Here is a 20403-nt window from a genome sequence, read left to right on the forward strand (position 1 = left end):
CACACCCCAGCGAAAGGCACCACCATGTCCACCGACACCGAGCTCGGCTTCGAGCTGAAGAAGAAGCGCCGATGGCCGTGGATCGCCGGCGGCGCAGTCGTCGCCCTCGGCATCGCGTCCATCATCGCCGTGCCGCAGCTGCTCCCCCAGGCGTCCGCGAACGAGCAGCAGGGCGCGACGCTCTACGTCGCCACCGCCGAGGGCAACGCCTCCGAGCAGGCGCTCGTGAACTTCGTCGCCAAGGAGGTGGCTCCGAAGTACGGCATCACCGTCGAGTTCAAGGGCCTCTCCGACAGCAACACCATCAACCGGGCGGTGAACGACGGCGAGGTCGCGGCCACCGTGTACCAGCACAAGCTCTGGCTCGGTCAGGTGCTCGAAGCCAATCCCGACTTCTCGGAAGAGGCGGCGACGCCGGTGTTCCGCTGGGGCTTCGGGCTGTGGAGCGACAAGTACGGCGACGTCAGCGAGATCCCCGACGGCGGCACCATCTCGCTGTACTCCGACCCCGCCAATGAGGCCCAGGGCCTGTGGCTGCTGCAGAGCGCCGGCCTGATCACCCTGAAGGCCGGCACGGAACCCGGAACGGCGACGCAGGACGACATCGAGTCGAACCCGAAGCACCTGCAGTTCACGCTGCTCGACTTCGCAGCGCAGTCCCGCGCACTCCCCGACCTCGACGCCGCCGTCGGCTACACCGAGTACTACCTGGCGGCGAACATCCCGATCGAGCAGCAGATCTACGCACCGCAGGCACCTGACGACTTCGCCGGTCAGCTGACCATCGGTTCGAAGTACAAGGACACCGAGAACATCAAGCAGCTCATCAAGGCGTTCCAGGACCCGGCCGTGCAGGAGTTCCTCGCGACGGACCCGACGGTGAAGGGCATCCTCCTGCCTCTCGACGCCAAATAGCCGTCGCTCCCACTGAGTCGCCCGGTCCTGCGCGAAAATCGTCGATTTTCGTGCAGGACCGGGCGACTCAGTGCGTTCAGCTGACGCGGATGAGGACCTTGCCGACGGCACCCTGCTCGACGGCGTCGTGCGCAGCGGCGGTCTCCTCGAGCGGGAACCAGACGAGCGGCAGCCCGGCCGCATCGCCGACGGGGAGCGCGCCGTCCTCGAGTGCAGCGACGATGTCGTCCGCCGCTGCCGCGATGGCCTCGGGACCGACGGTGTAGAGGAGCAGGCCCTGCCAGCGCACGTTCTTCGCGAAGCTCGCGACGATCGGCGCGGTGAACTCCTCACCGTTGTTGTTCGCGTAGTAGCCGATGCTGCCGTGGTTCGCGATCACCGCGACGTCGAGCGCCGCGTTCTGGGCGAGCGCGACCTCCACGATGTGGTCGACGCCGGCCGGCGCGATCGCACGGATCTGCTCGGCGAGGTCGTCGGCCGGGTACTGGAGCACGTGGTGCGCGCCGGCCGCACGGGCGAGCTCGGCCTTCTCGTCGGAACTGACGGTCGCGATGACGGTGGCCCCCGCCCACACCGCGAGCTGGATCGCAGCATGTCCAACGGCGCCCGCTCCGCCCTGCACGAGGACGAAGCGCCCGTCGAGCGCCCCAGGCGACAGACGCGCCGGGCCGGACTCGTGGACGGTGAGCGCGCGGTGGGCGGTCATCGCGGGCACACCGAGGCTCGCACCGAGGTCGAAGTCGATGCCCTCCGGCAGCCGCGCGACACGGCTCGACGGGAGCACGGTGATCTCCTGCGCGGTCCCCGTCGGCCGCTCGTGCGCGGCGAGGAAGACCCACACACGGTCGCCGACCCGCACATCCGTGACGCCTTCGCCGACCGTTTCGACCACGCCCGCGCCGTCCTGGTTCGGCACGATGCCGTCGGCATCGACCACCCGGTTGGTGTCGGCGCGCGCCTTCCAGTCGGTCGGATTGACGCCGGAGACGACGACCCGGACCCCCACCTCACCCGCACCTGGTGTCTGAGGGTCACGCTCCTGCAGCCGCAGGACGGACGAATCACCGGTGCTCGTGTACACGATCGCTCTCATGCAGGGTGCAAGGAGTCGGACCTCCCCCGCATTCCCCCGAGTCGCCCGATCATGTTCGAGAATCGCCGGTTTGCCTGCAGTTCCGGGCGACTCAGCGGGTCGCCGGGCGCGCACGACCGGTCCCGCCTGCAAGGGGATGCGGCGGGACCGGCCATTGCACCTGCTTCGCCCAAGGAACCGGGGAGCACCCGGGCGTGCAGCAGGTCGTCGAGGCCTTCGCCCCCGCGTCGACCTCGGTCCTGCACCAACGGTCGGATGTTCGAGCCCCGACCCATCGGCCCGTTCGTTCCTTCGGATCGATGTGAGAGCACGCTAACCCCGCACGCCTGTCCTGCGTCATGGGGGATTCCACTGCACCTGGAGCGCGACACGCGCCGTGGTCAAACGGTCGGGAGGACGACCCGCACGGTCAGGCCGACTCCGGGCCGGTTCTGCAGCTCGACCACACCGCCCGCGCGCTTCACGACCGCCGCGACGATCGCGAGCCCGAGTCCAGCGCCCTGGCCGCCACGCCGCGAGGTGTCCTGGCGGGTGAACCGGTCGAGCGCGTGCGCCTCGAACGCCGGGTCGAGGCCACCGCCGGTGTCGACCACCGTCAACCGCACCGATCCGCCTGCGTGCTCCAGTCGGACGTCGATCGATCCGTCCTGGCCGAGCGCGCGGAGCGCGTTGTCCACGAGGTTGTCGATGACCCGCCCGAAGTCCTCGGCTCGGATCTGCGCCGTCGGCGACTGGGCGTCCACCGGGCGCGTCGTCGCGCCACCGTCGCCCTCGAGACCCTCGTACCGCAGCTCGACCCGCGTGTCATCGGCCCTGAAGCGTGCACGGTCGACAGCCTCCAAGGCCTCCCGATCCAGTTCGAGCAGCGTCGCCCGCTCGACGTGGCCGACGGCCTCGATCGACGACAGTTCGAGCAGCGAGGTGACGAGACCCGACAGCCGGGCGACATTGCGTTGCGCGCCGCGGAGGTCGCGGACGAGCTGGTCGACGGACGAGGCCTCTCGGATCGCCACTTGCAGCTGCGTGTTCAGCAGCGCGATCGGCGTGCGGAGTTCGTGGCTCGCGTCGGAGACGAGCTGCCGCTCTCGGAGCGCGGACGAGCGCAGTCGCTCGATCAGGTCGTTGAGGGTGCGGGCCAGATCGGAGATCTCGTCGTTCGCCTCGCCGACGTCCAGGAGTTCGGTGGACTCCTCCTCGCTCAGCGCCGCCGCAGTCCGACGCATGCGGCGCACCGGGCCGAGCGACACGGAGGTGAGGGCCCACGCGGTCGCGGCGGTACCGAGCGCCATCACTCCGAGCCCGATGAAGACGAGCGCCCGCAACTGGCCGAGCACCGTGCGCTCCTCCACCCCGTCCCGCGCCGCGACGACGGTCCAGTCCTCCCCCGCGACGGAGACCTTGGTCGTGAGCACGACGAAGGAGGTGTCCCCCGCCTCGGCCTCGGTGCTCCCCGCCGTCGCGACGAGCGCCGGCACGCTCGCGGCGAGCGCCGACGGCAGCGTGTCGACGGGGGTCGTCCCGTCGGGCGCGACCACGGCGACGAGTTGCGAGGGGCCCGGCACGTCGAAGGACTCGCCCGGTTCGGTTTCGAGGGCGACGACGTACGGCGCGCTGTCGCTGGTGAGCACCGCCTCGGTGCCGTCTCGGACGATGCGTTCGAGTTGGGCGTTGAACACGACCGCGGCGGCCACGGCGATGAGGATCGCGATGAGGAGGCTGCCTCCCGCGATGCGGGCGCGGATGCCGACGTTCTGGAGGACCGTCATCAGCGTGGTTCGACGATGAGCCTGAAGCCGACGCCTCGGGTCGTGACGATGCGGACTCCGCTGTCCACCTGGTCGAGTTTGCGTCGCAGGTAGCTGACGTACTGGTCGACGATGTTGGGGTCGATGTGTGCGGTGGACTCCCAGACCTCGGCGATGATCGCGGCGCGCGTGACCGTCTCGTCGAGTCGGAGGGCGAGCGTGCGGAGCACGTCGAACTCGGTGCGGCTGAGCGGGACGTCGCGATCGCCGACCCTCGCCCGGTGGCGCGTCAGGTCGATCATGAGCGCACCGGTCTCGATCCGCGTCGGCGCGTGGAGGGCGTCACGGCGACGGACGGCGCGGATGCGGGCTGACAGCTCGGCGAGGTCGAACGGCTTGACCATGTAGTCGTCCGCTCCGGCGTCGAGGCCGCGGATCCGGTCGTCGACGGCGTTGCGGGCGGTGAGGAGGATGATCGCGATCGTGGGGTCGAGCGCTTTGAGGCGTCGACTGAGCTCGAAGCCGGACATCCCGGGCAGCATCACGTCGACGACGGCGAGCTCGACGTCGCCGCCCGACGCGACCCCCATGGCTTCGATGCCGTCATGCGATTCGATGACGTCGTGGCCGTCTGCGGAGAGTCCGCGGGCGAGGAGGTCGGTCATCTCCGGCTCATCATCGACGACGAGGATCTTCATCGGCGCCCCTTCCGCGGGTGGCCGCCACGGCGACGGCGCACCCACATCCTAGGTCCGTCCCCTCGGCGCGACCCTGCACCCCGAGCGCTCAACGGATGCCATGGATGGTCCTGAGCGGGTCGCTCGCGGAATCGGGATCCTGCGGGCATTCGTGTACGAGTTCTCAGGAACGAGGTGCCCGGTCCCACGGTCGCCCCAGCGCGCGTCGCGACGATCAGAGGGTCGGTGTCCGTCCGGATGCCGTGGAGGGACCTCATGACCGTCACGACGCGCGGTACGGCTGTCGGCGAGCCGGGTTCGTCGGCCGCGCCCGCTCGACGGTTCCGCGGACGCTCCACCGCGTGGCGGATCCCACGGTGGCTTCCGGCCCCGGCGGTCGGCGTGGCCGCCGGGGCGCTCGCGTTCACGGGGTCGGGGAACCCGTCGTACTGGGGCGACGAGGCGGCCAGCGTGCTCGCTGCGACACGACCGCTGCCGGTGCTGTGGCAGATGCTCGGTCACGTCGACGCCGTCCATGGCGCCTACTACCTGTTCCTCCACGTCTGGATCGGTTGGTTCGGCAGCGCGGAGGGGGTCGCCCGGTTCCCGAGTGCGGTCGCGACCGGGTTCGCCGCAGCCGGTGTCGTCGTCCTCGCCCGGCAACTGTTCGGCACTCCGACGGGCGTCCTCGCTGGCCTGGTGTTCGCGATCATCCCGCAGGTGACGCGCATGGGCGTGGAAGCCCGCTCCTACGCGTTCGGCATGGCGGTGGCGGTCTGGCTGACGCACTGGTTCATCGTCCTGCTCCGCCGGCGCATCGTCCGTCGGCGCGACTGGGTGCTGTTCGCCGTCGCATCCGCCGCATCCGTCTACCTGTTCCTGTACCTCGCGCTCCTCGTACTCGTGCACCTCGCCGCCGCCATGAGCCTCCGGCCGGGGCGAGCCGTCGTGCGTCGTTGGCTGTGGTCGCTGTCGATCGCCCTGGTCCTGGCGCTGCCGATCCTCATCGCGGGGGTCGCCGAGCGGGGCCAGATCGCCTTCCTCGGGCGTCGCGACTACGCCACGGCGTCGTCGGTGCTCGTCGGGCAGTGGTTCGAACTCCCTGCCTTCGCCATGGTCGCGTGGGCGCTCATGCTCATCGCACCGATCGGTGTCCTGACGTCGCGACGCCGCACGGACGAGCGGTACGGACTCGCGATCATCGCGGTCTGGGTCGTGATGCCGACCGCGATCCTGATCATCGGCAACGAGCTGCTGACCCCCATGTACAACCTCCGGTACGTGACGTTCTGCACGCCGGCCGTCGCCATCCTCATCGCCTTGGGGGTCCGCACCCTCGTCGGCGCGCTGAGTGGCACCCGCACGCCGCTGGCTGGCACCGCACTCACCTTCGCGCTGCTGGCCGGCCTCGCCGCTCCCGCCATCATCGGCCAGCGCGGCGAGTTCGCGAAGGACGACGGCAGCGACCTGCGCCAGACCGCTGACGTCGTCGCCGCACATGCGACGGCCGGTGACGCGATCGTGTTCGACCAGTCGGTCAAGCCGTCACGGCGGTCGCGGCTCGCGATCGACCTGTACCCGACGGCGTTCGCCGGGCTCGACGACGTCGCGCTCACGACCTCCTTCCGCGACCGACCCTCACTGTGGGACGCCGTCCGTCCGCTGGCCGACGTCCACGCCGAACTGCTCGCCCACGACACCGTGTGGGTGGTGGAAGGGTCCTCGGCGACGCCGGACGTGGCGTCGCTCAGAGCCCTGGGCTACACCGTGGAGGCGTCGTACCCCGTCCACCGGAGCATCGTCTACCGACTCGTGAAGGAGCCTCGGCATGTCGATTCGTGATCGGTTCCGGGAGCGGAACGGGCTCCTCCCCGAGCTGCTGCGGTTCGCGGTCGTCGGCGGGGCCGGATTCCTGGTGGACGTCGGGGTGTTCAACATCCTCGCGTTCTTCGTCCTGGAACACAGCGGCAGCGGCGGGCTGATCGCGGCGAAGGCGATCTCCACCTCGCTCGCGATCCTCACGAACTGGATCGGGAGTCGGCTGTACACCTTCTCCGGGCGTGGCCGGAGTGTGGACGTCGTGCGCGAGGCCGTCGAGTTCGCCGGTGTCAGTCTCGCCGGTGGTGCGATCGCCCTCCTGTGCCTCTGGGTGTCGCACAGCGTCCTGCACCTGACGTCGCCGCTCGCGGACAACGTCTCGGCGAACGTCGTCGGACTGATCCTCGGCTCGGTGTTCCGGTTCGTGCTCTACCGGTTCTGGGTGTTCGCACCGCGTCGGGCCGCAGTCCGCGGCGTCACCACCGCCTCCTGAGTCGCCCTGATCTGCGCGGAAATCGCCGATTTCCGTGCAGATTCGGGCGGCTCAACGAGGTCACGGTGACACGATGAGGTAGCACTAAGGCGAGCCTTAGTAAGGGTTACCTTGGTTGATCGCCCCGGGGTGCATAGGATCCGAGAGCGGCCGCAGCAGCGTCCGCATCCCGAAGGAGCGTCCCGTGCACGAACACCGCTTGTCCACCTCCGTCCTCGTCATCGGCACCGGTGGCTCCGGGCTCCGCGCCGCGATCGAACTCGCCGAACGCGGCGTCGACGTCATCGCGGTCGGCAAGCGGCAGAAGGCCGACGCCCACACCTCGCTCGCGGCAGGCGGCATCAACGCGGCCCTCGCGACGATCGACCCCGAGGACTCCTGGCAGCAGCACGCCGCCGACACCCTCAAGGAGAGCTACCTGCTGGCGAACCCCCACACCGTGCAGATCGTCACCGAGGGCGCGGCCCGCGGGATCGAGGACCTCGAGCGGTACGGCATGCCGTTCGCACGGGAGGAGGACGGCCGGATCTCGCAGCGGTTCTTCGGTGCGCACAAGTTCCGTCGCACCGCGTTCGCCGGCGACTACACCGGACTCGAGATCCAGCGCACGCTCGTGAACCGCGCCGCTCAGCTCGACATCCCGATCCTCGACACCGTGTACATCACCAAGCTCCTCGTCCGCGACAACGTGATCTTCGGCGCCTACGGCTTCGACCTCGAGAACGGCACCCGCTACCTCATCCACGCCGACGCCGTCATCCTCGCTGCCGGCGGCCACAACCGCATCTGGCGCCGCACCTCCTCCCGACGCGACGAGAACACCGGCGACTCGTTCCGTCTCGCCGTCGAGGCCGGCGGCCGCATCCGCGACCCCGAGCTCGTGCAGTTCCACCCCTCAGGCCTCATCGAGCCCGAGAACGCCGCCGGCACACTCGTCTCCGAAGCCGCACGTGGCGAGGGCGGCATCCTCCGCAACGGCCTCGGCGAGCGCTTCATGGCGCGGTACGACCCGGAGCGCATGGAACTCTCCACCCGCGACCGCGTCGCCCTCGCCGCGTACACCGAGATCAAGGAGGGTCGCGGCACACCGAACGGCGGCGTGCTCCTCGATGTCTCCCACCTGCCGCGCCAGACGATCATGACGCGCCTGCCGCGCGTGTACCAGACGCTCCTCGAACTGCAGATGCTCGACATCACCACCACCCCGATCGAGATCGCTCCGACCGCGCACTACTCGATGGGCGGCGTGTGGGTGCGACCGGAGGACCACGGCACCGGCGTCGACGGCCTGTACGCAATCGGCGAGGCCTCGTCCGGACTGCACGGAGCGAACCGACTGGGCGGCAACTCGCTCATCGAGCTGCTCGTCTTCGGGCGGATCGTCGGCGAAGCCGCAGCGGAGTACTCGGCGGGCCTCGAGGCGCAGCTCCGGTCGGCCGAGGCCGTCGCCGAGGCGCGTGCCGAGATCGACGAACTGCTCGCCTCCGACGGACCCGAGAACGTGCGCGCGCTCCAACGCGCGATCCGCAACACGATGACCGAGCACGCGGGCGTCGTGCGGGACGAGACCGGGCTGCTCGCCGGGCTGGCGGAGCTCGACGCGATCGAGGCGCGCATCGCCGACGTCGGCGTCCACCCCGACATCGCCGGCTACCAGGACCTCGCGCACGCCTTCGACCTGAAGTCGGCCGCACTGTCCGCCCGGGCGACGCTCGAGGCCGCGCTGGAGCGTCGCGAGACCCGCGGCTGCCACAACCGCGCGGACTACCCCGAGCTCGATGAGCGCCTGCAGGTGAACCTCGTGTGGTCGGGCCCCGGTCGCATCGAACGCGAGTCGATCCCGGAGATCCCCGCTGAGATCGCCGCCCTCATGGAAGAGGTGTCCGTCGCGGGCAAGCTCGTGGAGTAGCCGAGCGAGAGCCGGCCTCTGAGCTCAGGCCCGTCCGGAACGTGCGCTCAGCGCTCGCGCCGCTCCAACGCGTTGCCGATGATGCGCAGGCTCTCGATGAACACCGCGACCTGCTCACGGGTGAGGTCGGCGAGCATCGCGTTCTCGTCCTCGACGAGGCGTCGCATCGCCTGGTCCACGCGCTGCCGGCCGAGCGGCGTCAGCACGACGATCTTGCTCCGGGCGTCGGCGAGGTTCTTCTGCCGGGCGACGAGGGAGCGGGCGGCCAGCCGGTCGAGCTGACTCGCGAGATTGCCGCTCGTCACGTGCAGGCGGGCGGCGAGCATCGACGGCGTCATGCCGTCCCCTCCGTGCTGACGGAGCACCGAGAGGAACTCGAACTCCCAGGTGCGGAGGTTGTTCGCCGCGAACGACGCGCTCCGCACCTCCTGCATCTGCGGCAGCAGACGGCGCAGTCGCGACACGATGTCGAGGGGCGCGAAGTCGACGTCGGGGAGCGCTGCGGCCCATGCGTCGATGACGATGTCGACGTCGTCGTCATCTCCCTTGCCCATGTCGCCTCCCGGTCCTCCGTCCACGCTAGCCGGTCGACCCTGTCGAGTCGCCCGAGAATGCAGCGAAATCGGCGATTTCCGCGCATTTCCAGGCGGCTCGACGGGAGACTGGGCGTTACGCCGCCGGGATGACGAAGGTGCTGAACGAGTCGCCGGGCAGGACGACCTCGAGCGCCTGGCCGCCGCGCGCGATGGTGACGGGCATCTCCTCGGTGAGGTCGTTCTGCATGACGACGACGAGGCTGCCGTCCGGATTCTCGAACGCCAGCTGGTTCTCGTACCCCGACCAACTGAACGCCTCGATGCGGCGAGCGCCGACCTCGACGAAGTGGGCGAGGTGCTTCAGCAGGTGGTACTCGTGGGTGTACTCGAAGGTGTTCGTCTCGGGGTCGACGACGACGAGGGAGTTCTGCTTCCACCCCCATCGGCTCTCGCCACCCTGATCGAGGGCGAGGTTCCAGTAGGTGTACCCGTTGGCACCTGATTCGAAGAAGCGGCGCATGAGGGTCCAGGTGTAGCGGCAGAAGCGCCAGTCGTTCTCCCCGTCACCGCACTCCTGCTCGGTCTGGAGGAGGGTCAGTTCCGGGGCGACGCGGTGCACCTCGGCGATGGCGCCCTTGCCCGCCCATTGGAAGCCGGCGCCCTGGATCCAGCGGCCTGCGTCCGGGTCGTCGAGCACGTCGGTGACCATGCTCGCGTCGGGGCGTTCGAGGGTGCCGAGGAACACCTTCACGCCGAGGCGGTCCATCTCCGGGCCGAGGTGCGAGACGAACCGGGCGAGGCCGGCCGGGGTCCAGGTGCAGCTCGGGAAGACTTGGGGCGAGTTGAACTCGTTCTGGGGCATCACCATCTCGATGTCGATGCCTGCTTCGCGGTATGCCTCGATGAAGCGGCCGAAGTAGCGCGCGTAGGCGGCGAGGTACTCGGGGGTCTGCACCATCATGTCGGTGCCCTCTTCGCCGAGCTGGTCGTCGCGGATGCCGTTGTCGACGTTCGAACCGTCCCAGGGGCGGGCTCCCGCGTAGTGCTTGTTGGTCTTCATCCAGGTGGGCGGGCTCCACGGCGACGCCCACACGCGAAGGTCCGGCTGGTGGCGTTTCGCGGCGGTGATGAAGGGGACGAGGGTGCTGCGATCGTGCTCGATCGAGAAGTGTTCGAGCTCCAGGTCGCCGTCGACCTCGTCGTAGGAGTACCAGTCGGTGGAGAAGTCGTTCGCGCCGACGGGCATCCGGCACAGGGTGAAGCCGGTGCCGATGCCGGGAGTGAACAGTTCGTCGAGGATGCCGTCACGCTCGGCCTCGGTGAGCCGGGACAGCGCCGTCCAACCGAGCTCGTTGAAGCAGACGCCGAAGCCGTCGATGCGTTGGCGCCGTTGTTCGGGGCGGAGCATGACCCCGGGCATCCCGGCGAGTGGCACCCAGGTGGGCGACGGCTGGGCGGTCCACGCCTCGTGCTGGGTGGTGGTCACCCAGGTGATCTCGCGGGTGGGGGTGGGGTTCGACATCATCGTCCTTCGCTCAAGAAGCGTTTGCATGTTGCGATTCACAACATATGTGAATGTAAACCCTAGCGCTAGTCGGTTTTCAGATCCGGCGCACGTTCGACTCGCCCGGGAACGTTCGAAATCCGGCGCATCGCGGGCACATTCGGGCGACTCAGCGCGGAGAAACCGGTACCAGGGACAACCCGTCGACGAGGAGCCCCACGCCGAAGGCGAACGCCTGCGCCTGGTCATCGGCACCCAGGGGGCCTCCTGCGAGCCCGCCCGCGAGCACCCCGACGCTGTCGTACTGCAGGCGCTGCTGCTCGTGCGACACATGCCCGAGGATGAAGTGCAGGAGCGCCGTCCCGGCCCGGCGGCTCGTCGCCTCGTCGAATCCGCCGAGCGAGACCGCGTCGGTCAGCCGATCGAGCGCGCGGCCGGAACCGAGCCCGAGCGCGTAGGTACTGGAGACGACCTCCGCGCCGTCGCGGTACGCGAGCAGGGCGTCACGGAGCGCAGCGGCCTCGTCGCGTGTGCGCTCGCGCCAGTCGGCGTCCGCGTCTGCGTCTGCGTCTGCGTCGGGCCGGGTGACACCTGGGGCCAGACGCCGGTCGACGATGCGATCCGCGAGTTCCGCGATGAGCGTCTGCTTGTTCTCGAAGTGCCAGTACAGGGCGCTCGGCTGCACGTCGAGCTGAGCGGCGAGACGGCGCATGGTGAGGTCGGCGAGCCCGTGGTCGTCGAGGATCCGGAGGGCGACCTCGGCGACATCGTCGCGTCGGTGGCGTCGGAGGGTTTCGGAACCGGCCATGGTTCCAACTATAGTGAACGCTGTTCAAGTGAACACCGTTCAGGAAGGCCCGAGATGAGCAGACTCCGCATCGATGCGACCGACATCGCCCGCATCGCCGTGTTCGCCGCGATCGTCGCGGCCCTCGGGCTCCCCGGCGCGTTCTCCGTGCTCGGCGCCGTCCCGATCACGGCTCAGACCCTCGGCGTCATGCTGGCCGGAGCGGTCCTCGGCGCGTGGCGCGGCATGCTCTCGATGCTCGTCCTGCTCGCCCTCGTCGCGATCGGCCTCCCGCTCCTCTCCGGCGGCCGCGGCGGCATCGGGGTGTTCGTCGGCCCGAGCGCCGGGTACCTGTTCGGCTGGATCGTCGGCGCCTTCGTCATCGGCCTCATCGTCCACGCCGGCGGCCGGAAGCTCCGCTGGTGGCGCACGGCGCTGGGCGTCCTCGTCGGCGGCATCGGCGTCATCTATGCGATCGGCATCCCCGTGCAGTCGCTCGTCACCCGCCTCTCGCTCGGCGAGACCTTCCTGCAGAGCCTCGTCTTCGTGCCGGGCGACCTCGTGAAGGTCGTGCTCGCGACGGTCATCACGATGACGCTCGCCCGCGCCTACCCGCGCGCGTTCCGCCACGCCTCAGGCCCCGCCCTCACGCAGCCGGTCGAGCGGACGCGAGTCGCGTGACCGCAGCCCGCGCGACCGGCGTCGGCCGGATCGTCCCCCTCCGCGGGGCTGATCCGGCTGCCGTCGCGCGTCGGGTCGGAGCGGAGCGCGCCGCCGGACACATCCCCCTCGTCGGCGACGACCGCTGGTCCGACGAGCACTGGCGCACGGTCTGCGTCAGAGCCGAAGCCGCGGGGGCCCAGCCCGGCCAGGCCTGGGCGACGCTCACCTCCGGCAGCACCGGCGATCCCCGCATCGTGCTCCGGACGGCCGACTCCTGGTCGGCGTCGTTCGGTCCGTTGACCGCGCTGCTCGACCTGCGCCCTGGCGACGTCCTCGCGCTCTCGTCCCCGCCTGCCTCGTCGCTCTCCCTGTTCTCCGTCGCACACGCGGCGGAGTCCGGGTTCGCCCTCGCACTCCCCCGAACGCACACGCTCACCGCCGACGACGCGCACGATGCGACGCACTTCCACGGCACCCCGAACGGTCTCCGCACCCTGCTCGACACCGGCACCCTGCGACAGCTGCGGGTCGCGCTGATCGGCGGCGCCGCGCTCGACCCGGCGCTCCGCTCACGCGCGACGGCACTCGGCGTGCGGGTCGTCACCTATTACGGCGCCGCCGAGCTGTCCTTCGTCGCCATCGACGACGGATCGACCCCCGACCCCGGCCTCCGCGCCTTCCCCGGCGTGGAACTCGAGGTGCGCGACGACGACGTGCTCTGGGTCCGCTCCCCGTATGTCGCGACCCGGTATCTCGAGGGTGATGGACCGCTCCGTCGTGACGGCGACTGGTGCACCGTCGGCGACCGGGCACGCCTCGACGACGGCGTGCTCACGCTGCTCGGCCGCGCCGACGAGGCGATCCTCACGGCCGCCGCCACCGTCATCCCCTCCGAGGTGGAGGCGGCGCTGCGCCGGATCGACGGCGTCGACGACGTGGCCGTGCTCGGGCTGCCGAACGGGGGCGTCGGGGAACTGGTCACGGCGGTCGTCGAGTGGCGCTCGGGAACCCGTCCGACGCGTGCCGGACTCCGAGCCGATGCGGCGGCGCTCCTGTCTCCGACGCACCGGCCGCGCCGCTGGTACCTCGTCGACGAGCTGCCGCGCACCGTCACCGGCAAGGTGGCCAGGGCGGCTCTCGTCGACCGCGTCCGTGCCGGGGAGGTGGAGCGCCTTGTCGACTGACCGTCTCGACGCGTCGGCCGTCGTCATCGCCGCCCGTCGCACGCCGATCGCCACCCGCGGTCGTGCTCTCGCCGCGTTCACCGTCGAAGACCTCGCCGTGCCCGTCGTGCGCGCCGTGCAGGACGATGCCGCAGCCCTCCTCGGGCACGCGCCCACCGTCGCCGACGTGGTCCTCGGCAACTGCATGGGCCCGGGCGGCAACCCGGCGCGCGTCGCAGCCCTCGGCGCCGGGCTCGGCGTCGCCGTTCCGGGCCTCACCGTCGACCGCCAGTGCGGGAGCGGTCTCGCGGCGGTCATCGAGGCGGCGACAGCGATCCGCGCCGGTGACGCACGACCCCGGATCGCCGGCGGCGTGGAGAGCGCATCGACCGCACCCGTCCGTGCCGTCGACGGTGTCGCCTACGATCGCGCACCGTTCACCCCCGCCGGTTGGCACGACCCCGACATGACGCGGGCGGCCCAGGACCTCGCCGTGCACGACGACATCTCGCGCGTGCGACAGGATGCCTACGCTTCCCGCAGCACCCATCGTGCGGCGAGCGCCGTCGCGGCCGGGCGGCTCGCGGCGGAGCTCGTCCCGCTCACGGGCGGTGTCGCTGCGGACGAGCCGCCGAGGTCGGGCATCGATCGTCTGCTCCCCCGGTTCACGCCGCTCTTCGCGGGCGGGTCGCTGACGGCCGGCAACACCTGCCGGGTGAGTGACGGAGCCGCCGCCGTCCTGATCGTCCCGGGCGGGCCGCAACACCGCGGTGAGGCTCCCGGCCTGGCGGTCCGCGCGTATGCCGTCGTCGGCTGCGACCCCGCGCTCCCCGGTGTCGGTGCGGCCCCGGCGATCCTCGAAGCACTCGACCGGGCCGGTCTGACGCTCGACGGGGTCGCCGCGTTCGAGATCGTCGAAGCGTTCGCCGCCCAGACCCTGGCAGTGCTCGGCCGTCTCGGCCTGTCCGATGACGACGCCCGGGTCTGTGCCGACGGCGGTGCGCTTGCGCTCGGACATCCCTGGGGTGCGAGCGGCGCCGTCTCGGTGGTGCGGTTGTTCTCCCGCCTGGTCCGCCGTGGCGCACCGGCCGGAACCATCGGCGTGGCGGCCGCCTCCGTGGGTGGGGGCCTCGGCGTCGCCGCGGTCTTCGAGGTCGTGCGATGATTCCTGATGCCATGACCCCCGACCACACGCAGCCAGCCGGCGCACGTCCCGCGATCGTCCTCGACCGGGTCTCGTCGCAGCTCGGCGACACCCTCGCCCTCGACGACGTGTCGGTGCGCCTCGAGGCCTCGCGCGTCGCGGTCATCGGATCGAACGGCTCGGGCAAGTCCACCTTCGCGCGCCTCGTCGGCGGGTTGACGAAGGCGACGGCCGGGACGGTCACCGTGCACGGCGTCGATGCGGCGAAGCAGGCGTCGTCCCTCCGCGCGCTCGTCAGCATCGTGTTCTCGAACCCCGACGCCCAGATCGTGATGCCGACCGTCGCCGAGGACGTCGCGTTCTCCCTGCGCGGCACGGGCAGCTCGAAGGCGCAGATCGGCGAAGAGGTCGCGGCCGCACTCGTGGACTTCCGGCTCACCGAGCTGGCCGACCGCTCCGCCCATGAACTCTCCGGCGGGCAGAAGCAACTGCTCGCCCTCTGCGGTGCGCTCATCCGCCGCCCTGCGCTCCTCATCGCCGATGAGCCGACCGCCTATCTCGACGCCCGCAACAGCCAGGCGGTCGCCGAGCACCTGCTGCACCCGGAGGCCGGGCACCAGCTCCTGCTCGTGACCCACGACCTCGACCTCGCGGCCCGCTGCGACACCGCGCTGCTCTTCGACGAGGGCCGCATCGTCGCGCAGGGTGAACCGGGCGAGGTCATCGACGCCTACCGGGCGAGCCTGCGATGGTGACGCCGTGATCACGCTGTACCGGCCGGGCACGGGATGGTTGCACCGGCTTCCGGCGGGACCGAAGGCGTTCGGCATCCTGGTCGTCGTGCTGGCGATCTCGCTGCTGCCGACCAGCTGGTGGACAGCGGTGATCGCGCTGTCGGTCACGGTGCTCGGGTATCTGGCGTCGGGGATCGGCCTGCGGGAACTCAGCCGGCAGGTGCTGCTCATCCGCTGGATCATCACGATCACGCTCGCCGGCCAGTTGCTCTTCCTCGACATCGAGTCGGCACTCTCGAACACCTCCCGGATGGTCGCCGCGATCCTGTTCGCCGCCCTGCTGGTGCTGAGCACGCGCGTCGCCGACCTCCTCGACGCCTTCGAGCGCGGGTTGCGACCACTCGGCCGACTGGGCATCGACCCGGCGCGCATCGCGTTGATGCTCGCGGTCGCGATCAACACGGTTCCGGTGCTCGCCCGCCTGGCGCTCAGCGTGCGGGAGGCGCAGCGGGCGCGCGGCACGAGGTCGAGCCTGTTCACCTTCGTCGTGCCGTTCCTCGTGGTGTCCCTCAAACATGCCGACGAACTCGGTGACGCCCTGACCGCGAGGGGCGTGCGGTGAGCGATGAGCGCGCCGGCTCCGCTGCGGCGGGCGCGACACCTGTCTGCGTCCTCGGCAAGACCGTCGACACCCAGACGCGGTGCGAGCACTACGCGACCGCGCTCGACGTCATCGCCATCCGCTTCGTCTGCTGCGGCGAGTACTACCCCTGTCACCTGTGCCATGCCGAGTGCGCCGACCACCCCGCCGAGCAGTGGCCACGCGAGGAGCGTGACCGTGAGGCGGTCCTCTGCGGCGTGTGCCGGAGCGAGCTGACGATCGACGCCTATCTCGGCGTCGAGGCGTGCCCGAACTGCGCAGCACCCTTCAACCCCGGCTGCAAGCTGCACCTGGACTTCTACTTCACACCCTGACGCCGCTGAGTCGCCCGAATCGGATCGAATCGGCGCCATTTCAGCGCCGTTCCGGGCGACTCAGGGGCGGACGGTGACGCTACTCTGGACTCCCGATCACTGAAGGAGCACCCATGTCTGTCGGCCTGCTCGCCGTCGTCGATGACATCCTCACCGCAGCGCTGAAGGCGAGTGCGAAGACCGCCGGCGTCGTCATCGACGATGCGGCCGTCACCCCGCAGTACGTGCAGGGCCTCACCCCGGCTCGCGAGCTGCCCGTCGTGTGGCGGATCGCACGCGGCAGCCTCTTCAACAAGTTCGTGATCATCATCCCGATCGCGCTCCTCCTCACCGCCTTCGCACCGTGGGTGCTGCCGTTCTTCCTCATCATCGGCGGTACCTACCTCTGCTTCGAGGGCGCCGAGAAGGTCATGGAGTGGTTCGGCCTGCACCACGATGCAGCGGAGGAGGAGACGCGCGACGAGAAGAAGCTCGTCTCGGGTGCCGTCCGCACCGACCTCATCCTCAGCACCGAGATCATGCTCATCGCCCTCGCCAGCCTCGACGCCGGCCTCGGGATCTGGCTGACGCTCGGCGCCCTCGCCGTCATCGCCCTCGTGATGACCGCGATCGTCTACGGCGCCGTCGCCCTGCTCGTGAAGCTCGACGACATCGGCCTGCGCCTCATGAAGAGCCCCGAGCGTCGCGTCCGACGCACCGGCGCCCGGATCGTCGCCTCGATGCCCGCCGTGTTCCGCGTGATCAGCGTCATCGGCACCGTCGCGATGCTGTGGGTGGGTGGCCACCTCGTCATCGCGAACCTCGCCGAGACGTTCTGGTCAGGCCCGTACGACCTGCTCCACGTCGTGACGCACGCGATCGAGGCGACCGGCCCCGTCGTCGTGTGGATCGCCGACACGGCGATGTCCGCCGTCTTCGGTCTTCTGCTGGGCCTCGTCGTCGTCGCGATCACACTCGGCGTCTCCCGGGTCGTGAAGCGCGGCCAGCCGACGCACTGACCGCCTTCACTCGCCCGGAAACGTGCGCAAATCGCTCGATTTCGCGCGTTTTCGGGCGACTCAGCGGCTCGGCGCAGCGAGCTCGCGGGCGTAGCAGAGCGACATCGGGATCAGCTCGTACGGGGAGTAGATCGGGATGGGTTCATAGCCCAGCCACTCGTAGAGCCGCACGGCGTCAGGCTGGCGGTCGCCGGTCTGCAGGATGAGTCGCGAGGCACCGTCGGCCAGCGCTGCCCCCTCGACCGCTGCGATGAGGGCCCGTGAGATGCCGCGCCCGCGGTGGCTCGCCAGCGTGACGACGCGCTTCAACTCCCACTCCTCACCGAGCTTCCGGAGCGCCGCGTGCCCCACCGCCACACCGTCGACGAGCGCGAGGAACGTACCGCGGATGTCGGCCGGGTCGAGGGCGAACGCCGTCTGCGCCAGCCGCGCCCGCTCCGGGTCCCAGTCCGCCCAGGCCGAGGCGTAGCGCGCGTCCATCTCCTCGTCCATCGCGGAGCGTAAGGCGACCGCTCTGGCGTCGTCCCAGGCGACGGACTCGATGGTGACGACGGGCGATACGGACATGGTGCTCCTTGTGTGACGGGTGAATCGGTGCAGCGTCGTCGAGTCGCCCGAGAACGCTCGAACTCAGGCGTTTTTCGGACAGGTTCGGGCGACTCAGCGGCGTTTGCGGACCTCGCGGAGCACGATCTGCTCCGGGCAGACGGTCGAGAGGAAGTCGCCGACCGACAGGGCCAGGCGCTCGCCGACCAGCGAGTACAGGATACGGTTCGCGTCGCGTCGTTCGGAGACGAGCCCGGCCTGTCGCAGCACGCCCAGGTGCCGGGAGATCGTGGGGCCGGTGGCGTCGAAGCGCGCAGCGATCTCACCGGCGGCCATCTCGCCGTCCTTCAGGTCCTGCAGGATCTGCCGCCTGGTGGGATGCGCGAGGGCCGCGAAGATGTCCGAAGCCGTATCTGCCATGGTTGCAATCTAGCACGATTGCAATATACGGTTTAGCTACATTGCTAACAAGCGAAGGAGCGACCATGAGAGTGGCCATCACCGGCGGGACCGGATTCGTCGGACGACACCTCGACGAACGACTGCGAGCAGCCGGCCACGAGACCGTCGTGATCTCACGCCGCACCGGCATCGAGATCGACGACGTCGCCGCCCTCACGGAGGCGTTCGCCGGCTGCGACGCCATTGCGCACTGCGCAGGCATCAACCGCGAGATCGGCGAGCAGACGTTTCAGCGGGTGCACGTCGACGGCACCAGGGCGGTCGCGGACGCCGCCCGTCGCGCCGGAGTCCGACGACTCACGATGGTGAGCTTCCTCCGCGCCCGCCCGGACTGCGGCTCGGGGTATCACGAGACGAAGTGGGCCGCCGAGGAGCTCGTGCGCGCATCCGGGGTGCCGCACAACATCCTCAAGTTCGGCATGATCTACGGACCGGGCGACCACATGGTCGACCACGTCACGAAGGCGGTGCGCACACTCCCGGTCTTCGGCACCGTCGGGTACACCGAGCGCCTCGTGCGGCCCGTTCCGGTCGCCGACGCCGTGGACGTGCTCGTCGCGGCGCTCGAGGGACGCGTCGAGGAACCGACCGTGGCGGTGATGGGCGCCGAGACCCTCACCCTCGGCGCGGCGGTGCGGCGCATCGCCCGCGTGGCCGACCGCCGCCCGCTGTACGTCCCACTCCCGGTGTGGTCGATCCGGGTGCTCGCCCAGCTGACGGAGTGGTCGATGCGGACACCGCTCGTCGCGAAGGCGCAGGCGCGGATGCTCGCGGAGGGCGTCAGCGAGGCCGCTCCGCACGCACCGGAACTCCCTGAGGACCTGCGTCCGTCCCGCCCGTTCACCGAGGACCGCATCCGCGCCGCCCTCCCCGAGGGTCGCTTCGCCCGCTCCGACCTCCGGCGCGTCGGCGCGCACTGAGTCGCCCAGGAATGTCCGAGAATCGGCGTTTTCGGAACAGTTCCGGGCGACTCAGCGCCGCGCGACGGGGGCGGTCGACTCGCGCTCGACGAGCGTCGTCGCCAGTTCGAGGTGGTGCGACAGCGGCTTGCCGCCCGCGTGGAGGCGCTGCAGCGTCTCCACCGCGGCACTGCCGATGTCGCGCATCGAGGTGTGGACGGTCGTGAGCCGCGGAAAGGTCTGCACGACGGAGTACGTGTCGTCGTAGCCGACCACGCTCACGTCCTCCGGTACGCGCAGGCCGGCCTGGAACACGGCACGGATCGCGGCGAACGCGTCTGCGTCGTTCGAGGCGAAGACCGCGGTGGGCGGATCGGCGAGCGTCAGCATCCAGGCGACCGTGAGTCCCGCCGTGCCCATGCCGTCCTCCGAGACGAGCGCCGGGTCGTCGGCGATCCCCGCCGCCAGGAGTGCGTCACGGTAGCCGCCGAAGCGCGCACGCAACCCCGGATTCTCCTGATCGCCACCGACGAACGCGATCCGCCGGTGCCCGAGCGCGATCAGATGCTCGACCGCCTGCTGTCCGCCGGTCCAGTGGGCGGAACCGATGCTCGCGACCGAGCGGTCGAGCGGGTTCGGCGAGTCGACGGCGACGAGGGCGATACCGGCATCGAGGCAGGCGTCGACCACGTCCGACTCGATCGCCGTCGTCACGACGATCATGCCCAGATGCCCGCGCCCCGCGACGTCCTCGACGAACGCTCGGTCGAGCGCCGTGCCGCCGACCCCGGCCCCGAACTCCTCGGTCGACAGCACCCGCACCACGAGGTCGACGCCATCGCGCTGCGCAGCGGCGACCATGCCGTCGAGCACGCGCAGCGAGTAGACGCTGTGCAGGGTGTCGAAGACGACGCTGAACGCCGACCGCGCGTCGGTCACGCCGCGCACGGTCGCCACGTAGCCGAGTTCGCGGATGGCGGCCTCGACGCGGGTACGCGTCGCGGCGGACATTCCAGGGCGACCGTTGACGACCTTCGACACCGTCGCCTTCGAGACACCGGCGAGCTCGGCGACCGAGGCGAGCGTCGGTCCGGCCATCGGTGTCCGTGCCATGGGCGCCTCCGTGCGTCGATGTCTTCGCGCCCGCACGAGCACGCGTGGGCATGCGATCAGCGTAGCGAAACTGTTTCACGCTCGCTCGATTGACCGCCAGTGGAGCCGACGCTTACCCTCGACTCATTCGCGAAACCATGAGAAACAGTTTCGCGAACGCCATGATCTGCAGTGACGCACATCCAGCGGGCGCCGATCAGACCACCACCACCGCACCACCATCGGAGCC

At 70.2% G+C, this 20403-nt stretch carries 21 protein-coding genes; 12 read left to right on the plus strand and 9 right to left on the minus strand.

The features are described from left to right. Positions 1–24: 24 nt before the first annotated feature. Positions 25–915 (plus strand): MetQ/NlpA family ABC transporter substrate-binding protein, encoded by an 891-nt coding sequence (locus KXS11_RS10565; protein ID WP_437385539.1) that lies wholly within the window; start codon positions 25–27, stop codon positions 913–915. 76 nt (positions 916–991) lie between these two features. Here KXS11_RS10565 and KXS11_RS10570 read toward each other — a convergent pair whose 3' ends face one another. The 3 genes from KXS11_RS10570 to KXS11_RS10580 all read right to left on the minus strand — a co-directional run bounded on the left by KXS11_RS10570 (position 992) and on the right by KXS11_RS10580 (position 4451). After that, on the minus strand, positions 992–2008 hold the full coding sequence (locus tag KXS11_RS10570) for an NADPH:quinone reductase (RefSeq protein ID WP_437385540.1): 1017 nt from the start codon (positions 2006–2008) through the stop codon (positions 992–994). A gap of 380 nt (positions 2009–2388) precedes the next feature. Continuing rightward, complete coding sequence (locus tag KXS11_RS10575) at positions 2389–3774, minus strand: sensor histidine kinase (protein ID WP_437385541.1); 1386 nt, start codon at positions 3772–3774, stop codon at positions 2389–2391. Then, positions 3774–4451: a response regulator transcription factor gene (locus tag KXS11_RS10580; RefSeq protein WP_437385542.1), complete on the minus strand. Its 678-nt coding sequence runs from the start codon at positions 4449–4451 to the stop codon at positions 3774–3776. The genes KXS11_RS10575 and KXS11_RS10580 overlap by 1 nt, the downstream gene beginning before the upstream one ends. Positions 4452–4706: 255 nt before the next feature. On the opposite strand from KXS11_RS10580, the gene KXS11_RS10585 reads away from it, so the two are divergent. The 3 genes from KXS11_RS10585 to KXS11_RS10595 all read left to right on the plus strand — a co-directional run bounded on the left by KXS11_RS10585 (position 4707) and on the right by KXS11_RS10595 (position 8650). After that, complete coding sequence (locus KXS11_RS10585; protein ID WP_437385543.1) at positions 4707–6272, plus strand: glycosyltransferase family 39 protein; 1566 nt, start codon at positions 4707–4709, stop codon at positions 6270–6272. Further along, positions 6259–6741, plus strand: coding sequence for a GtrA family protein (locus KXS11_RS10590; protein ID WP_437385544.1), 483 nt, complete (start codon positions 6259–6261; stop codon positions 6739–6741). Before KXS11_RS10585 ends, KXS11_RS10590 begins: the two co-directional genes overlap by 14 nt. A gap of 184 nt (positions 6742–6925) precedes the next feature. Next, positions 6926–8650: an L-aspartate oxidase gene (locus KXS11_RS10595; RefSeq protein ID WP_437385545.1), complete on the plus strand. Its 1725-nt coding sequence runs from the start codon at positions 6926–6928 to the stop codon at positions 8648–8650. 47 nt (positions 8651–8697) lie between these two features. Here the strand turns inward: KXS11_RS10595 and KXS11_RS10600 are convergent, their stop codons facing one another. The 3 genes from KXS11_RS10600 to KXS11_RS10610 form a co-directional block, all read right to left on the minus strand. Beyond that, on the minus strand, positions 8698–9204 hold the full coding sequence (locus KXS11_RS10600) for a MarR family winged helix-turn-helix transcriptional regulator (RefSeq protein ID WP_437385546.1): 507 nt from the start codon (positions 9202–9204) through the stop codon (positions 8698–8700). A 115-nt stretch (positions 9205–9319) separates the two neighbouring features. Continuing rightward, positions 9320–10708 carry a glycoside hydrolase family 30 protein gene (locus tag KXS11_RS10605; RefSeq protein ID WP_437385547.1) on the minus strand — a complete coding sequence of 463 codons (1389 nt, stop codon included), beginning with the start codon at positions 10706–10708 and terminating at the stop codon, positions 9320–9322. 151 nt (positions 10709–10859) lie between these two features. After that, entirely contained in the window at positions 10860–11498 is a 639-nt protein-coding gene (locus tag KXS11_RS10610; RefSeq protein WP_437385548.1) for a TetR/AcrR family transcriptional regulator C-terminal domain-containing protein, read from the minus strand. Positions 11499–11552: 54 nt separating this feature from the next. On the opposite strand from KXS11_RS10610, the gene KXS11_RS10615 reads away from it, so the two are divergent. The 7 genes from KXS11_RS10615 (at position 11553) to KXS11_RS10645 (ending at position 17154) form a co-directional block, all read left to right on the plus strand. Next, positions 11553–12158 carry a biotin transporter BioY gene (locus KXS11_RS10615; protein ID WP_437385549.1) on the plus strand — a complete coding sequence of 202 codons (606 nt, stop codon included), beginning with the start codon at positions 11553–11555 and terminating at the stop codon, positions 12156–12158. After that, positions 12155–13324: a class I adenylate-forming enzyme family protein gene (locus KXS11_RS10620; RefSeq protein ID WP_437385550.1), complete on the plus strand. Its 1170-nt coding sequence runs from the start codon at positions 12155–12157 to the stop codon at positions 13322–13324. Before KXS11_RS10615 ends, KXS11_RS10620 begins: the two co-directional genes overlap by 4 nt. Beyond that, entirely contained in the window at positions 13314–14468 is a 1155-nt protein-coding gene (locus KXS11_RS10625; protein ID WP_437385551.1) for a thiolase family protein, read from the plus strand. The genes KXS11_RS10620 and KXS11_RS10625 overlap by 11 nt, the downstream gene beginning before the upstream one ends. Positions 14469–14479: 11 nt before the next feature. After that, positions 14480–15202, plus strand: a complete 723-nt coding sequence (locus KXS11_RS10630) for an energy-coupling factor ABC transporter ATP-binding protein (protein ID WP_437385552.1) — start codon at positions 14480–14482, stop codon at positions 15200–15202. A 4-nt stretch (positions 15203–15206) separates the two neighbouring features. Then, positions 15207–15803 (plus strand): energy-coupling factor transporter transmembrane component T family protein, encoded by a 597-nt coding sequence (locus tag KXS11_RS10635; RefSeq protein WP_437385553.1) that lies wholly within the window; start codon positions 15207–15209, stop codon positions 15801–15803. Continuing rightward, positions 15800–16156 carry a CHY zinc finger protein gene (locus KXS11_RS10640; protein ID WP_437385554.1) on the plus strand — a complete coding sequence of 119 codons (357 nt, stop codon included), beginning with the start codon at positions 15800–15802 and terminating at the stop codon, positions 16154–16156. Before KXS11_RS10635 ends, KXS11_RS10640 begins: the two co-directional genes overlap by 4 nt. Before the next feature lie 113 nt (positions 16157–16269). Next, on the plus strand, positions 16270–17154 hold the full coding sequence (locus KXS11_RS10645; protein WP_437385555.1) for a DUF808 domain-containing protein: 885 nt from the start codon (positions 16270–16272) through the stop codon (positions 17152–17154). Positions 17155–17214: 60 nt separating this feature from the next. On the opposite strand, the gene KXS11_RS10650 is transcribed toward KXS11_RS10645, so the two are convergent. Together KXS11_RS10650 and KXS11_RS10655 are read right to left on the minus strand one after the other, a co-directional pair. After that, positions 17215–17721, minus strand: a complete 507-nt coding sequence (locus KXS11_RS10650) for a GNAT family N-acetyltransferase (protein ID WP_437385556.1) — start codon at positions 17719–17721, stop codon at positions 17215–17217. Between the two features lie 93 nt (positions 17722–17814). Next, positions 17815–18120 (minus strand): metalloregulator ArsR/SmtB family transcription factor, encoded by a 306-nt coding sequence (locus KXS11_RS10655; RefSeq protein WP_437385557.1) that lies wholly within the window; start codon positions 18118–18120, stop codon positions 17815–17817. A gap of 65 nt (positions 18121–18185) precedes the next feature. Here KXS11_RS10655 and KXS11_RS10660 point away from each other — a divergent pair, with 65 nt between their 5' ends. Beyond that, entirely contained in the window at positions 18186–19082 is an 897-nt protein-coding gene (locus KXS11_RS10660; protein WP_437385558.1) for an NAD-dependent epimerase/dehydratase family protein, read from the plus strand. Between the two features lie 51 nt (positions 19083–19133). On the opposite strand, the gene KXS11_RS10665 is transcribed toward KXS11_RS10660, so the two are convergent. Beyond that, a complete protein-coding gene (locus KXS11_RS10665; RefSeq protein ID WP_437385559.1) occupies positions 19134–20174 on the minus strand; it encodes a LacI family DNA-binding transcriptional regulator in 1041 nt (346 codons plus the stop codon). Between the last annotated feature and the right edge of the window lie 229 nt (positions 20175–20403).

This window comes from Plantibacter flavus (assembly GCF_051487245.1).
Taxonomy (GTDB): domain Bacteria; phylum Actinomycetota; class Actinomycetes; order Actinomycetales; family Microbacteriaceae; genus Plantibacter; species Plantibacter flavus_B.